The 14562-nt window shown below is 73.4% G+C and carries 13 protein-coding genes; all 13 read right to left on the bottom strand.

Annotated elements, in window-relative coordinates; all coding sequences use genetic code 11:
• Positions 1-389: 389 nt before the first annotated feature.
• The gene (recA, locus tag CCO04_RS21215) at positions 390-1442 is read right to left on the bottom strand and encodes a recombinase RecA (RefSeq protein WP_215816172.1); all 1053 of its coding nucleotides are present in this window, start codon (positions 1440-1442) and stop codon (positions 390-392) included.
• 191 nt (positions 1443-1633) lie between these two features.
• Entirely contained in the window at positions 1634-2890 is a 1257-nt protein-coding gene (locus tag CCO04_RS21210; RefSeq protein WP_215816171.1) for an MFS transporter, read from the bottom strand.
• A complete protein-coding gene (locus CCO04_RS21205; protein WP_215816170.1) occupies positions 2887-3081 on the bottom strand; it encodes a DUF3046 domain-containing protein in 195 nt (64 codons plus the stop codon). The genes CCO04_RS21210 and CCO04_RS21205 overlap by 4 nt, the downstream gene beginning before the upstream one ends.
• 43 nt (positions 3082-3124) lie before the next feature.
• Entirely contained in the window at positions 3125-4720 is a 1596-nt protein-coding gene (locus CCO04_RS21200) for an amidohydrolase (RefSeq protein WP_215816169.1), read from the bottom strand.
• Between the two features lie 106 nt (positions 4721-4826).
• The gene (locus tag CCO04_RS21195) at positions 4827-5372 is read right to left on the bottom strand and encodes a DinB family protein (protein ID WP_215816168.1); all 546 of its coding nucleotides are present in this window, start codon (positions 5370-5372) and stop codon (positions 4827-4829) included.
• Positions 5373-5421: 49 nt separating this feature from the next.
• The gene (locus tag CCO04_RS21190) at positions 5422-5949 is read right to left on the bottom strand and encodes a hypothetical protein (protein ID WP_215816167.1); all 528 of its coding nucleotides are present in this window, start codon (positions 5947-5949) and stop codon (positions 5422-5424) included.
• 23 nt (positions 5950-5972) lie between these two features.
• Entirely contained in the window at positions 5973-6935 is a 963-nt protein-coding gene (locus CCO04_RS21185; protein WP_215816166.1) for a DUF389 domain-containing protein, read from the bottom strand.
• A 4-nt stretch (positions 6936-6939) separates the two neighbouring features.
• A complete protein-coding gene (locus CCO04_RS21180) occupies positions 6940-7503 on the bottom strand; it encodes a DM13 domain-containing protein (protein ID WP_215816165.1) in 564 nt (187 codons plus the stop codon).
• Between the two features lie 189 nt (positions 7504-7692).
• Complete coding sequence (hutI, locus tag CCO04_RS21175; protein ID WP_215816164.1) at positions 7693-8847, bottom strand: imidazolonepropionase; 1155 nt, start codon at positions 8845-8847, stop codon at positions 7693-7695.
• On the bottom strand, positions 8844-10154 hold the full coding sequence (locus tag CCO04_RS21170; RefSeq protein ID WP_215816163.1) for a formimidoylglutamate deiminase: 1311 nt from the start codon (positions 10152-10154) through the stop codon (positions 8844-8846). Before CCO04_RS21170 ends, hutI begins: the two co-directional genes overlap by 4 nt.
• Complete coding sequence (locus tag CCO04_RS21165; RefSeq protein WP_308281419.1) at positions 10151-11338, bottom strand: allantoate amidohydrolase; 1188 nt, start codon at positions 11336-11338, stop codon at positions 10151-10153. The genes CCO04_RS21170 and CCO04_RS21165 overlap by 4 nt, the downstream gene beginning before the upstream one ends.
• A gap of 4 nt (positions 11339-11342) precedes the next feature.
• The gene (gene hutU / locus CCO04_RS21160; protein ID WP_215816162.1) at positions 11343-13013 is read right to left on the bottom strand and encodes a urocanate hydratase; all 1671 of its coding nucleotides are present in this window, start codon (positions 13011-13013) and stop codon (positions 11343-11345) included.
• Positions 13010-14554, bottom strand: coding sequence for a histidine ammonia-lyase (gene hutH, locus CCO04_RS21155; protein WP_215816161.1), 1545 nt, complete (start codon positions 14552-14554; stop codon positions 13010-13012). Before hutH ends, hutU begins: the two co-directional genes overlap by 4 nt.
• Positions 14555-14562: the final 8 nt, after the last annotated feature.

Below are 14562 nucleotides of genomic sequence, written 5' to 3'. Positions count from 1 at the left end.
GGCCGTGGGACAGGCGGAGCGGGCCGCGGAGCGCGAGGAGGCGGCCTCGGGCACAGCGGTTCCCCGCCGCGTACGGGGGCCGGCCGGACGTGGTCCGGCGGGCGGGGGTGGTGCGGGTGTGGCGCGGGTGCAGGATCGGGGCGCGCCGACCGCACCCGCACCGCTGTGCCCGCCCCGGCCGTTCGCCCCGCAGGCACCCACCGCGAGGCAGCGGCGGGAACGCCGCCGCCGTGGCGCAGGGAGCGAGGCACGAGCGACCGGAGCCGAGGCCGGCAGTGGCTACCGCCACGCCGACCGAGGGCCGCCGAGCGACCTCACCCCCTGCCAACCTCGACTGCGAGGCCGGCAGCGTGGCGGAGCGAAGCGACGACACGCTCGGCCCATCCCACTCAGAACGAGTCGACGCCGATCGGCTCGTCGGAGAGGTCGGTGAAGTCGCCGTCGACGGTGGGGGTGACGCCGAGCTTCTCGAGGATCTTCTTCTCCAGCTCGTTGGCCAGGTCGGGGTTGTCCTTGAGGAAGGTGCGGGCGTTCTCCTTGCCCTGGCCGAGCTGGTCGCCCTCGTAGGTGTACCAGGCGCCGGCCTTGCGGACGAGGCCCGCCTCGACGCCGACGTCGATGAGGCCGCCCTCGCGGGAGATGCCCTTGCCGTACATGATGTCGAACTCGGCCTGCTTGAACGGCGGGGCAACCTTGTTCTTGACCACCTTGACTCGGGTCCGGTTGCCGACCATGTCGGTGCCGTCCTTGAGGGTCTCGATCCGGCGGACGTCGAGGCGCACGGAGGAGTAGAACTTCAGCGCGCGACCACCGGTGGTGGTCTCGGGCGAGCCGAACATGACGCCGATCTTCTCGCGCAGCTGGTTGATGAAGATGGCCGTCGTCTTGGACTGGTTGAGGGCACCGGTCATCTTGCGCAGGGCCTGGCTCATCAGGCGGGCCTGGAGACCGACGTGGCTGTCACCCATCTCGCCCTCGATCTCGGCGCGGGGCACGAGCGCGGCGACGGAGTCGATGACGATCAGGTCGAGGGCGCCGGAGCGGATGAGCATGTCGGCGATCTCGAGGGCCTGCTCACCGGAGTCGGGCTGGGAGACCAGGAGGGCGTCGGTGTCGACGCCGAGGGCCTTGGCGTAGTCGGGGTCGAGCGCGTGCTCGGCGTCGATGAAGGCCACGATGCCGCCGGCGGCCTGGGCGCTGGCCACGGCGTGGAGCGCGACGGTCGTCTTACCGCTGGACTCGGGGCCGTAGATCTCCACGACCCGGCCGCGGGGAAGTCCACCGATGCCGAGGGCGACGTCGAGGGAGATCGCTCCGGTCGGGATCACGTCGAGGGGGGCGCGCGAGTCGTCACCGAGTCGCATCACGGAGCCCTTGCCGTAGGACTTCTCGATGTTGAGAAGCGCGGCGTCGAGGGCCTTCTGGCGGTCGTCTCCAGCCATGGTGTTCATCCTTAGGGTTCGTGGTGAGCCAGGTACGTCGGCGACGCTACGACGAGGGCCCGACACAACCTGATCAGTCGTGTCGTCGTTGTGGACGAACTCGGGTGAGCGTCGTACCTGTGGACGGTGGGTGGACGTTTCCGCCCGCCGTCGTGGGTCCGACACTAGCCGAACACCTGTTCGAAGTCGCGCTAGGCGGTCCGGCGTGTCGGGGACGCCGCCCGGACGGCGCAGCCGAGCACGCCGACGACAAGCACCAGGCTCAGGAGCGCGAGCATCGGGTAGTCGCCGAGCGCGACGACCAGGCCGGCCAGGGCGCCCCCGCCGGCGGCGGTGAGACCCATGACCAGGTCGGAGGTGCCCTGGACGTCGGTCCGCACCGCGATGGGCGTGTGCTCGGCGACCATGGTCGAGGCGGAGACCATCGACAGCGACCAGCCGAGGCCGAGCAGGAAGAGCCCGGCGGTCACCTGCCACGACATCCCCGACGGCGACGACGCGCACAGCACGAGCGCGACGAGGAGCACGACTCCCCCGGCGCCGAGCACCTGCGGCCGGCCCATCCGGTCGGCGAGCATGCCGACGAGGGGCGAGAACGCGAACATGCCGAGCACGTGGACGCTGATCACGAGCCCGATCACCTCGAGCCCTGAGCCGCCGTGCTCCATGTGCAGCGGCGTCATGGTCATCACGCCGATCATCGTGGCGTGGGTCAGGGCCAGGCCGACGATGGCGAAGCCCAGCACCGGCCGCTCCCGTACGACGTCCCGGGTGCGGCTCCAGGACGAGCCCGTGCGCACGATCCCGGTCCCCGTGCGGGCACCCGGCTCCCGGGCACCGGCCGCCTCCTGCGCGAGCAGGAGCGGGTCGGGGCGCAGCAGCACGCCGACGACCACCGCGGCGACGAGCATGCCGATGGCGCCGATCGCGAAGGGCCCGGTCAGCTCGGGGATCCCGATGCCGTCGGCGAGCGCGCCGGCGGGTCCGGTGAGGTTCGGCCCGGCGACGGCGCCGATCGTGGTCGCCCACACGACGAGCGACAGCGAGCGCGCACGGTTCTCGTCGGTGGCGAGGTCGGTGGCGGCGTACCGCGCGGCGTTGTTGGCCGAGGTCGCCGCGCCCAGCAGCATCGCGCCGACCAGGAGCAGCGCCATCGAGCCCACGACGCCCGCGAGCACGGCGGTGAGGCCTCCGGCGGCGCCGACGACGTACCCCGTCATCAGTCCCGTACGACGCCCGCGCCGGGCCATGAGCGGCGCGAGCAGGAACGAGATCACCGCCGCCCCGAGCACCTGCGCGGTCTGCGCGAGCCCCGAGAGAGCCTCGGACCCGGACAGGTCGCGGGCCAGCAGCGAGGCGGTCGCGATGCCGATGGTGATGCCGACCGCGCCGACGGCCTGGGTCAGCACCAGGACCCGGACGGTACGGCGCTGTGCCGCGGCGCTCACCTCTCGCTCGCGGGCAGGCCGAGGATCTCCCACACCGCGCGCCAGACCTCCTTGGGGGGTACGCCGGCGTCGAGCGCCTCGCGCACGGTCCGGTGCTCCAGCGCCCCGATCACCATCTGGTCGGCCCAGGCGGGGGCATAGCTCTCCCCCAGGTGCTGGTTCATCCGCGCCCAGAACTCGGTGTGCCTCACCCGGCCATGATCCACCAGCAGCGAACCCGCCCTCGCGCCGGTGTCAGTCCGCACGGAAGACCTCGACCCCGTCGACGGTGGTCGAGAGCACCTCGACGTCGGCGATCTCGGCCGGGTCGAGGGCGAAGATGTCGTCGCTGAGCACGACGAAGTCGGCCTTCTTGCCGGCCTCGAGCGAGCCGGTCCGGTCGCCCATGCCGAGGGCGGTGGCCGCGTCGATGGTCAGCATCCGGGCGGCGGTCTCGGCGTCGGGCAGGGCGTGGGTCTCGCGGGTGAGCGCCCGGCTGATGATGCCGAGCGGGCTGAGCAGGTCCGCGTCCCAGTCGCTCGACAGGATGGTCAGGGCGCCGCTGTCGGCGAGGGTGTCGACGGGGATCAGGTCGTAGGCGCGGTCGCCGATGATCTCGCTGAGGTCGTCGAGGTAGGCCAGGTCGGTCGACTCCTCCCCCACCTGGAAGTGCGCGACCACACCCAGCTCGGCGAACCGCGGCACGTCGGCGGGATCCACGAGGTAGGTGTGGGTGAGCCGGTGGTGCCGTCCGGCGACCTCGGCCCGGTCGGCCGGGATGGCCGCCACGGCGTCGAGCGCCCGCCGGACCGCGGCGTCGCCGATGACGTGGAAGCTGATCCGGAAGCCCATCGCGTGCAGCCGCGCGACGTACGACGTGAGCTGCTCCTCGGTGAAGTAGCCGAAGCCGCGGGGGAAGCGCGGGTCCGGCGGGTCGTCGTAGGGCGCGAGCAGCTGGGCCGTGCCGAGGTCGAGGATGCCGTCGACGTAGATCTTGGCGGTGTCGATCTGGAGCAGGTCGTCGGGATCGTCGCGGAACCGCGAGCCGAGCTCGGCGAGCTGGTCCTCCAGGTCGAGCGACGGGTAGACGTAGAGCGCGTTGACGGCACGGACCGTGAGCTCGTCGGCCGCGGCCGCGCGCAGCCAGGCCTCGGTGTGCCCCTGCTGCCAGTAGCCGCCGACGTCGCTGACGGTCGTGACGCCGTTGCGGGCGAGCTCGGCCATCGCGACGCGCAGTCCGGCGTCGACCTCGTCGGGGCTCGGGGCGGAGGCGTTGCGCAGCGGTTGCTGGGCGTCCTCGAGCAGCAGCCCGGTGAGCTCGCCGGTACGGCGGTCGCGGGCCACGATGCCGCCCTGGGGGTCCGGCGTGGACGCGGTGATCCCGGCAGCCGTCAGGCCCGCGGTGTTGCCCCAGGCGGCATGACCGAGGTCGTCGAGCACCACGACCGGGTGGTCGGGGACGGCGGCGTCGAGGGCGGCGAGGGGTGTCGGCGTGGTGCCGCGCAGGCCGAACAGCGAGGCACCGGCCGCGCGGACCCACTGGCCCTCGGGCACGTCGGCGGCGCAGTCGGCCACGAGCCTCACGTAGGTCGCGAGGTCGCGCCCGGGCGGCAGGAGGCAGAGGTTCTCGTTGATCCCCGCCTCCGGCACATGGACGTGCGCGTCCTGGAATCCCGGCAGCACCAGCTCGCCGTCGAGCTCGACCACCTCGTCGGCCTCACCGACCTGGCGGGAGACCTCGTCCTCGGTCCCGACGGCGAGGATCACGCCCTCGTCGTCGTAGGCGAGGGCGTCGGCCCACGGCTGCTTGGCGTCGGCGGTCCAGATCCGGCCGCCGACCACGAGCGTCACCGCCGCGGCGGCGCGTCGCCGCCGCTGGAGCAGGCGACCAGGAGGGTCGCGAGGAGCACCAGCGCCAGCACCGCGGCGGCGCCGGCGGTAGGGCGGCGGACGCGGCCTAGCCGAGGTCGAGCCACCGCACGTCCCAGCGGTGGTGGACGAGGTCGTGGAGGTGGTAGCGGCCCAGCGTCTCGACGGTGAACACGCTGCCGTTGCTGCGCCGGCCGGGGCGCGCCCACTGGTCGTCGCCGACCCGGTCGTACCAGCCGGCGGCGAGCTCGGCCGCGGCGACGAGGTCCGGGAGGACGGCGGCGGGCGCCTGCTCGTCGTACCGCTCGGTGCGGGCGGTCTCGTCCTGGTCCCAGTTGGCGAACCGGGGGTCGTCCTCGGCGAGGAGCTGCTCGACCCGGAGCGCGAAGACCCGGTTGACGTCGCGCACGTGGCAGCCGTACTCGGCCGGCGACCAGACGTCCGGCTCGGGGCGCTCGGCGGCTCGGGGATCGGCCAGTGCCGAGGCCCAGAACGCCGCGTTGTCGCGGATCTCGGCGCCGAGCGCGGCCCGGTCGACCGCGGCGGAGGCGAAGCCGCACTCGGGGCAGGGGCGGTCGAGGACCCAGGTCCAGTCCTTGGTGTCGGGCTCGATCGTGGCGTGCTCGCTCGTCATGACGCCCATCCTCGCGGGACGGGAGGGCGCCCTGCGAGCGGTGATCCGGTCATTCGCCATCGATCAACTGCCAGCGCCGCTCGGTGGCCGGACGGGTCAGCCCGAGCAGGTTGAAGCGGGCGAGCCGGACCAGCACCTGCACCGGGTCGACGTCGAGCAGCGCGGCCACGGCGTCGACGGCCTCGTCGGTGCTGTCGGCGCCCCGGACCAGCGCGAGGACCTCGTCGGCCCGGTCGCCGACCGCGGCCGCGAACCTCAGCCGATCGAGGGCCGCGGCCCGCTCCACCGCGGGGTCCTGGGGGTCGGGCGACTGCCGGACCACCTCGTCGGCGTACTGCTCGCCGTCGACGGCCCACTGGGCGTCGATCCGGCCGGCGACCGCGGTGAGCAGCGCGCACAGCATCGGCACCTGGTCGGTGCGGATGACGAGCTCCTCGAAGTCGGAGGCGCGCAGCCGCAGGTGGGGCCCAGGCGTACCGGCGTCGGCGTGGCTGGCGAACCACCCGTCGACCACGACCGAGCGGTCGCGGCGCGCGCTCGGCATGGTGCCCTGGGCGTGGTCGTCGGACAGGTCCATGCCCCGCACGGTAGCCGGAGGACTCAGTCGTGCCGGCGGATCTTGGCCGCGAGCAGCGCGCGTCGCGCGGACATCCGGCTCCACACGGCCTGCTGGAAGGCGAGCGTCAGCCAGCCCGCGACCGCCATGCCCGAGATGTTGAGGAGGAGCTGGAGCAGGCTGCCGCGCACCTCGTCGGGGACGCCGAACGCCAGTCCCAGCGCGACATTGCCGGCCGCCGGGATCGTCGTCACCGAGATGAACACGCCCGAGAGCCCGCCTACCTTGGCCGACGTGAGCGAGAGGGCGCCGGCCGCGGCGGCGACCACCGCGACGATGAACGACCACTTGTCGGGGGTGTAGATGAACGCCGTCGCCGGACGCGGCGCGGTGACCTGGTCGAGCGTCACCCAGCCGAGCGCCCGGGCCACCAGCGCGGCGAGGGTGGCGAACGCGATCGCGACGGCGAAGCCGACCAGCAGCGAGCGGGCGGCGTAGCGCAGGAGCGAGGGGCGCCGCCGTACGAGCGCGAGGCCGAGCGCCGCGATCGGGACGAACTCCGGGCCGAGCACCATCGCGCCGATCACGAGGATCTGGGAGTCCAGGACGATGGCGATGCTGGCGATGAGGGTGGCCAGGCTCATGAACGTCAGGAAGGTCCAGTTGAGCTCGGACTCGTCGTACGCGCGCTGGGTGACGTCGGCCCAGACCACCGCGTCCGCCGACGACCCCGGCGTACGCCGTTCGGCGTCGAGGGCCGGCTGCGAGAGCCAGGTCGTCACCGGTACGACGTGGATCGCGCCCTCGCGCGGCACCCCGATCCCGCGCAGCGCGTCGACGACGTCGTTGACCGCCTCACGGGGCACGTCCGCCTCGACCACGTCACCCTCGGGCACGATGGCGGCGCCGCGCACGCAGGTGAGGTTGGTGACGGCCGCGTCGGCCCGGAGCGCGTCGAGGACGGCGGGCGTCAGGTCGCGGGGCGAGGTGATCCGCAGGTGCTGCACGGGATCAGGTTAGGGATGCGGTGCCGAACGCGACGTTGAACCGGTCGCACCAGATGACGACCGAGCGCATGGCCGACAGGTCGGCCGACGCGGGGATCTCGTAGCTCTGGCTGCCCTGGTTGCCCTTGAGCTCGCCGAGCCGCACGTAGTCGCCGTCGTCGTAGATGCCCCACGAGTCGCGGCACCCGGCGCAGTCGCCGCCGCTGGGCCGGTCGCTGAGCCAGACGTGGAGGTCGGGTCCGTTGGAGGTGTCGAGGTCGTCGAGGCGCAGGTAGCGCGTGCCGTCGCTGCGGCGGTAGACCGTCGCGACACCGGAGGTGCCGTGCTCACCGTCGATCAGGTCGGCGGTGGCCAGCACGACGCGGGTCTTGGTGCCGGCGCTCGCGGAGGGCACGTCGGTGTCCGCGATGCCGCCGGGCGCCGTACCGACGACGGCGGCGGGGTCGTCGCTCTCGTCGGCCGTCTTGTCGACGAACAGCAGCCAGGGCTGGAAGAGCGCCAGGCCCGCCACCAGGGCGACGACCAGCACACCGCCGATCGTCAGCCAGGTCGCACGCTTCCGGGACATGCGACCCAGCCTAGGGCGTGTCTGCCATGCCTGCGCCGTCGCGAGCGGGGTTTGCGGCCGATCTGGCAAGGCCGAGGAGCGAAGGCGGGCCGGAGGCCCGTCGAGTCTCCGAGAACGCCGCCAGATCGAGTCGCAAAGCCCGCGCAGCAGGCGCGGGCCTGGCAGAGGCGCCCTAGGCAGATCCGGGGCTCAGGCGCTCCAGGTTCGCGAGACCAGCGGGACGCCGGGCCGGTAGGCGAGGTGCACGTGGGTCGGTGCGTCGAGCAGCAGCAGGTCGGCCCGCGCGCCCGGGACGACGCGGCCGACGTCGGTACGGCCGAGGGCGGCGGCGCCGCCGGCGGTCGCGGCCCAGACGGCCTCGGCGGGGGTCATCCCCATCTCACGGACGGCGAGCGCGATGCAGAACGGCAGCGAGCTCGTGTAGCAGGAGCCGGGGTTGCAGTCGCTGGCGATCGCGACGGTGACGCCCGCGTCGATGAGCCGGCGGCCCGACGGGTAGGGGTGCTTGGTGCTGAACTCGACGCCGGGCAGCAGCGTCGCGACGGTTCCGGCGTCGCGCAGCGCGTGGACGTCGTCGTCGCTGAGGTAGGTGCAGTGGTCAACGGCGGTGAGGCCGAGCTCGGCGGCGAGCCGGACGCCGGGGCCCGCGCCCAGCTGGTTGGCGTGCAGCCGGCCCTTGAGGCCGACCGCGGCGCCGGCGGCGAGGATCGTACGGGCCTGGTCCTCGTCGAAGGCGCCGCGCTCGCAGAAGACGTCGATCCAGCGGGCGTGGGGCGCGGCGGCGTCGAGCATCGGGCCGGTGACGAGGTCGACGTAGGCGGCGGGGTCGTCGGCGTACTCGGGAGCGACGACGTGGGCGCCGAGGAAGGTCGTCTCGTCGGTGAACTCGCGCGCGACCTTGAGCGAGCGGGCCTCGTCCTCGACCGAGAGTCCGTAGCCGGACTTGATCTCGAGCGTGGTCGTGCCCTGGCGGCGCATCTCGGCGACGTGGCGCGCGACGCCGGCGGCGAGCTGGTCGTCGGAGGCCGCGCGGGTGGCGGCGACGGTGGTGCGGATGCCGCCGGCGGCGTAGGACTCCCCCGCCATCCGGGCCTGGAACTCCAGCGCGCGGTCGCCCGCGAACACCAGGTGGCTGTGGCTGTCGACGAAGCCCGGCAGCACGGCCCGGCCCTGGGCGTCGAAGACCTCGTCGGCGGCAGGCGCGTCGGCAGCGGCGCCGACCCACGAGACCACGCCGTCGCTGAGGACGACGGCCGCGTCCGTGCGGACGCCGAGCAGGTCGCCCGCGTCGGCCGCGGGATCGTTGGTGACGAGCTCGCTGATGTTGGTGATGAGCAGGCTCATGGGTTCCAGATCCTTCCGATGACGTCGTCGAGCGCCCGGCCGACCTGGCCGTGGTCGCCCTCGAAGACCACCGCGCCGTCGACGATCACGTGCGTGACGTCGGCGGCGCCGGCGGCGAAGACGGCGGTGTGCTCGTCCCGGCCGGTCCCGGCGGTGCGGGGCGAGGCGAGGTCGATGGTGACGAGGTCGGCGCGCTGGCCGACGGCGATCTCGCCGGCGTCGGCGAAGCCGAGGCTGCGGTGGCCGTCGGCGGTGCCGGCGGCGAGCAGCTCACCCGCGGTCCAGTGGCCGCGGGCCTGGGTGGCGAGGCGCTCGTCCATCTCGACGGCGCGCATCTCCTCGAAAGCGTCGATGACTGCGTGGCTGTCGGAGCCGAGGGTGAGCACCGAACCCGCCTCCTGCAGGGCCCGGGCCGGGCCGATGCCGTCGCCCAGGTCGCGCTCGGTGGTGGGGCAGAACGACGCGAACGCGCGCGCCTCGCCCAGCAGCCGGACGTCCTCGTCGGTCAGGTGCGTGGCGTGGACGGCACTCGTCATCGGGCCGAGCACACCGTGGTCGGCGAGCAGCCGGGTCGGCGTGACGCCGTGGGCGGCGACGCAGTCGGCGTTCTCCTTGACCTGCTCGGACAGGTGCACGTGGACCGGTACGCCGTCCGCGACGTAGGGAGTGAACGCCTCGAGCGCGTCGGCGGGGACCGCGCGCACCGAGTGGGCGGCGACACCGATCAGCGAGGCGGCGCCCGTCAGCGGGGCGAGCGCGGAGACGCGCTCGTGCCAGGCCTCCGCGGTGCCGTCGGAGAAGCGGCGCTGGACGCCCTCGGGCGCGGCGCCGAAGCCGCTGGAGAGGTAGAGCGTGTCGAGCAGCGTGATCCGGATGCCGGCGTCGCGCGCCGCGGCGAGGAGAGCGTTGCCCATCGCGTTGGCGTCGTCGTACGGCGTGCCGTCGGCCTGGTGGTGCAGGTAGTGGAACTCGCCGACCGAGGTGTAGCCCGCCGCGACCATCTCGGCATAGGTCGCCTTGGCCAGCTCGTAGTAGGTGTCGGGGTCGAGGCGCCCGGCGACGGCGTACATCTGCTCGCGCCAGGTCCAGAAGGTGCCGCGGTCGGTCTGGGTACGCCCGCGCAGCGCGCGGTGGAACGCATGGCTGTGGGTGTTGGCGAGCCCCGGCAGGGTCAGTCCCCGCAGGGGGACGCCGGTGCGGGTCGCGTCGGGCTCGACAGAGGTGATCCGGCCGTGCTCGACCTCGACCCGGACGGTGTCGCGGACCCGGCCGCCGACCCACGCCCGCTCCAGCAGGTAGGCGGTCATGGGCCGACCAGGCCGGTGAGCGCGTCGGCCAGCGCCTCGACGCCGGCCAGGCAGTCGGCCGTCTCGGCGGACTCGTACGGCGAGTGCGAGACGCCCGAGGGGTTGCGGACGAAGAGCATGGCGGTGGGGATGCCGGCGTCCTGGAGGATCCCGGCGTCGTGACCGGCCTGGGTGGGCAGCACCGGCACCCCACCGAGGAGCGCGGCGAGCTCGTCGCGCAGGGCGACGTCGAAGGCGACCTCGCCGCTGACCGACTCGGGCGTCACGGTGACGGTGGTGCCGTCGCGGCCCGCGCGCTCCACGGCCTGCTTCTCGACGGCGGCCACGAGCGCGGCCAGCGCGTCGTCGGACTCGGCGCGGGCGTCGAGCCACGCGGTGACGTGGGAGGGCACGGCGTTGGTGCCGTTGGGCCGGACGTCGATCCGGCCGAAGGTCGCGCGCTGCCCGGAGAGCCGGGCCTGCTTGTTGGCCGCGAGCGCGGTCATCGCGTAGGTGAGCATCGGGTCGGCGCGGTCCTCCATGCGGGTGGTGCCCGCGTGGTCGGCCCGGCCGGCGATGTCGTAGCGGTAGCGCCCGTGGGGCCAGATGGCGTTGTGCACGCCGACCGGGGCGTCGAGGTCGATCAGGCCGCGGCCCTGCTCGACGTGGAGCTCGACGTACGTCGCGACGCCGTCGAGCAGCGTGGAGGTCCCGCCCTCGATGACGTCACCGAGCCGGACGCCGTCGCGGTCGGTCAGCTCGGCCGCGTCGGCCCACGTGGTGGCGCCGACGGCCAGGCGCGAGCCGAGGCAGGCCCGGCCGAAGCGCGAGCCCTCCTCCTCGACGAAGGCGGAGACGCCGAGCCGCCGGGTCGGCTCCACGCCGCGCTCGCGCATCAGGTCGAGCGCGGCGAAGGAGGAGACGACACCGAGCGGGCCGTCGTACGCACCGCCGTCGAGGACGGAGTCGAGGTGCGAGCCGGTGAGCACCTTGTCGGCGCTCTCCGGCCCCCACCAGGCGACCAGGTTGCCGAACGGGTCCTCCTCAAGCTCGAGCCCCCGGGCCGTGGCGGCCTCGCGGAACCACGCCCGCAGCTCGAGCTCGGCGGAGTGCCACGGCTGGCGGAAGTAGCCGCCGGAGGACGCCGAGCGCCCGACGGGCGCGAGGTCGCGCCACATCTGCTCGAAGTCGGCAACCTGGGTCACGGGATCAGCCCTCCTGCATCGGGATCCGGACGCCGCGCTCGGCGGCCACCTCGGCGGCGCGGTCGTAGCCCGCGTCGACGTGGCGGATGACGCCCATGCCCGGGTCGTTGGTCAGCACGGCCTCGATCTTCGCAGCCGCCAGCTCGGTGCCGTCGGCGACGCAGACCTGGCCGGAGTGGATCGAGCGACCCATGCCGACGCCGCCGCCGTGGTGCAGCGACACCCAGGTCGCGCCCGAGGCGGTCGCGGTCATCGCGTTGAGCAGCGGCCAGTCGGCGATCGCGTCGGAGCCGTCGAGCATGGCCTCCGTCTCGCGGTACGGCGACGCGACCGAGCCGCAGTCGAGGTGGTCGCGGCCGATCACGATCGGCGCCTTGAGCTCGCCGTTCTTGACCATCTCGTTGAACTTGAGGCCGGCCAGGTGGCGCTCGCCGTAGCCGAGCCAGCAGATGCGCGCCGGGAGGCCCTGGTAGTGGACCCGCTCCTGCGCCATGCCGATCCACTTGTGGAGCCGCTCGTTGTCGGGGAAGAGCTCGAGGATCGCCTTGTCGGTGGCGGCGATGTCGGCCGGGTCACCGGAGAGCGCGGCCCAGCGGAAGGGGCCCTTGCCCTCGCAGAACAGCGGGCGGATGTAGGCCGGCACGAAGCCCGGGAACTCGAACGCCCGGTCGTAGCCGCCCTTGCGGGCCTCGTCGCGGATCGAGTTGCCGTAGTCGAAGACCTCGGCGCCGGCGTCCTGGAACTCCACCATCGCCCGCACGTGCGCGGCCATCGCGGCCTGCGCCTCCTTGGTGAAGCCGGCCGGGTCGGCCTCGGCACGCTGGTGCCACTCCTCGAAGGGGACGCCGATCGGCAGGTACGACAGCGGGTCGTGGGCCGACGTCTGGTCGGTGACGACGTCGATCGGCGCCTTCATCTCCAGCAGCTGCGGGAAGATCTCGGCGGCGTTGCCGAGCAGGCCGATGGACAGGCCCCGGCGCTCGTCCCGAGCGGCCACGGCCAGCTCGAGCGCGTGCTCCAGGTTGTCGGCCTGGACGTCGAGGTAGCGGTGCTCGATGCGGCGGGTGATCCGGCTCTGGTCGACGTCGACGCAGATCGCGACACCGTCGTTCATCGTGACGGCGAGCGGCTGGGCGCCGCCCATGCCGCCGAGGCCGGCGGTGAGGGTGATCGTGCCGGCCAGCGTGCCGTTGAAGCGCTTGTCGGCGACGGCGGCGAAGGTCTCGAAGGTGCCCTGGAGGATGCCCTGGGTGCCGATGTAGATCCACGACCCGGCCGTCATCTGGCCGTACATGGTCAGGCCGAGCTCCTCCAGGCGGCGGAACTCCTCCCAGTTCGCCCAGTCGCCGACGAGGTTCGAGTTGGCGATGAGCACGCGGGGCGCCCACTTGTTGGTCTTGAAGACGCCGACGGGCTTGCCGCTCTGGACGAGCATGGTCTCGTCGTCCTCGAGGTCGCGCAGGGTGCGCACGAGGGCGTCGTACGCCTCCCAGCTGCGCGCGGCCTTGCCGGTGCCGCCGTAGACGACGAGGTCCTCGGGACGCTCGGCGTTCTCGGGGTCGAGGTTGTTCATCAGCATCCGCAGGGGGGCTTCGGTCTGCCACGACTTCGCGGTCAGCTCGGTGCCGTGCGCGGCGTGGATGGGGAGGCGGGGGTTGTCCTGCTGGGTGGTCATGCGAGTTCTCCGATCACGTTCGCGACGGCCGCGGTGACGGAGCGGTCGGCGACGAGCTGGTAGGCGGTGTCGATCTCGGGGGCGAGGAAGCGGTCGGTGCCCGGGCCGCCGACGCCGGCGCCGCGGAACAGCTCGACGACCGCGCCGGTCGCGGGGCTCGGGGTCAGTGGGGCGCGGAGGTTGAGCGCGCGGGCCGCGGTCATCAGCTCGATGGCGAGCACGCGGGTCAGGCCGTCGACGGACCGGCGCAGCTTGCGCGCGGCCGACCAGCCCATCGAGACGTGGTCCTCCTGCATCGCGCTGGAGGGGATCGAGTCGACGCTGGCCGGGTTGGCCAGGCGCTTGAGCTCGGAGACGATCGCAGCCTGGGTGTACTGCGCGATCATCAGGCCCGAGTCGACGCCCGGGTCGTCGGCCAGGAACGGCGGGAGGCCGTGGTTGCGGGCCTTGTCGAGGAAGCGGTCGGTACGACGCTCCGCGATCGAGGCGAGGTCGGCAGCGACGATCGCGAGGAAGTCGAGCACGTAGGCGACCGGCGCCCCGTGGAAGTTGCCGTTGGACTCCACGCGGCCCTGGTCGGCGAGGACGACCGGGTTGTCGACGGCCGAGGCGAGCTCGCGGGAGGCGACCGAGGCCGCGTGGGCGACCGTGTCGCGCACGCCGCCGTGGACCTGCGGCGAGCAGCGCAGCGAGTAGGCGTCCTGGACCCGGTTGCAGTCGGGGCCGCGGTGCGAGGCGACGACGCCGGAGTCGCGCAGGAGCGCGGTGAGGTTGGCCGCGGAGGCCGCCTGGCCGGGGTGCGGGCGGATCGCCTGGAGCTCGGGGGCGAACACCCGGTCGGTGCCGAGCTGGCCCTCGACCGACATGGCCGCGGAGATGTCGGCGACCTTGAGCAGCTCGGTCAGGTCGTGGATCGCGAGCACGAGCATGCCGAGCATGCCGTCGGTGCCGTTGATGAGCGCGAGGCCCTCCTTCTCCTGCAGCTCGACCGGGGTGAGGCCGGCGGCGGCGAGAGCGGTGGCGGCGTCGGTCAGCTCACCGTCGGCGGTGCGGACCGGGCCCTCACCCATGAGCGCGAGCGCGCAGTGGGCCAGGGGCGCGAGGTCGCCGGAGCAGCCGAGCGATCCGTACTCGTGGACGACCGGGGTGATGCCGTGCGAGAGCAGGCCGGCGAGCAGCTCGGCGGTCTCGCGGCGTACGCCGGTACGGCCGGTCGCGAGCGTCGAGAGACGCAGCAGCATGAGGCCGCGGACGACCTCGCGCTCGACCTCGGGACCGCTGCCCGCGGCGTGCGAGCGGACGAGCGAGCGCTGCAGCTGGGCGCGCAGCTCGGGGGCGATGTGCCGGGTGGCGAGGGCGCCGAAGCCGGTCGAGACGCCGTAGTGCGGCGTCGGGGACGCGGCGAGGTCCTCGATGACCGCGCGCGCCTTGTCGATGGCCGCGAGGGCCTCGTCGCTGAGCACAACAGCGGCGCCGCCACGGGCCACCGCAACCACGTCGTCGAACGAGATCGCGCCCGTTCCGACCGTCACTTTCTCCATGGCTCGAT

This window comes from Pimelobacter sp. 30-1 (assembly GCF_018831735.1).
Lineage (GTDB): Bacteria > Actinomycetota > Actinomycetes > Propionibacteriales > Nocardioidaceae > Nocardioides.
The sequence above is the reverse complement of the archived record's forward strand: the minus strand, read 5'-3'. Positions and strand labels throughout refer to the sequence as shown.

Coding starts and splice junctions, on each gene's coding strand:
- CCO04_RS21190 (WP_215816167.1), bottom strand. CDS start 5,949: ATGGACCTGTCCGACGACCACGCCCAGGGCACCATGCCGAGCGCGCGC.
- hutH (WP_215816161.1), bottom strand. CDS start 14,554: ATGGAGAAAGTGACGGTCGGAACGGGCGCGATCTCGTTCGACGACGTG.
- CCO04_RS21180 (WP_215816165.1), bottom strand. CDS start 7,503: ATGTCCCGGAAGCGTGCGACCTGGCTGACGATCGGCGGTGTGCTGGTC.
- CCO04_RS21195 (WP_215816168.1), bottom strand. CDS start 5,372: ATGACGAGCGAGCACGCCACGATCGAGCCCGACACCAAGGACTGGACC.
- recA (WP_215816172.1), bottom strand. CDS start 1,442: ATGGCTGGAGACGACCGCCAGAAGGCCCTCGACGCCGCGCTTCTCAAC.
- hutI (WP_215816164.1), bottom strand. CDS start 8,847: ATGAGCCTGCTCATCACCAACATCAGCGAGCTCGTCACCAACGATCCC.
- CCO04_RS21170 (WP_215816163.1), bottom strand. CDS start 10,154: ATGACCGCCTACCTGCTGGAGCGGGCGTGGGTCGGCGGCCGGGTCCGC.
- hutU (WP_215816162.1), bottom strand. CDS start 13,013: ATGACCACCCAGCAGGACAACCCCCGCCTCCCCATCCACGCCGCGCAC.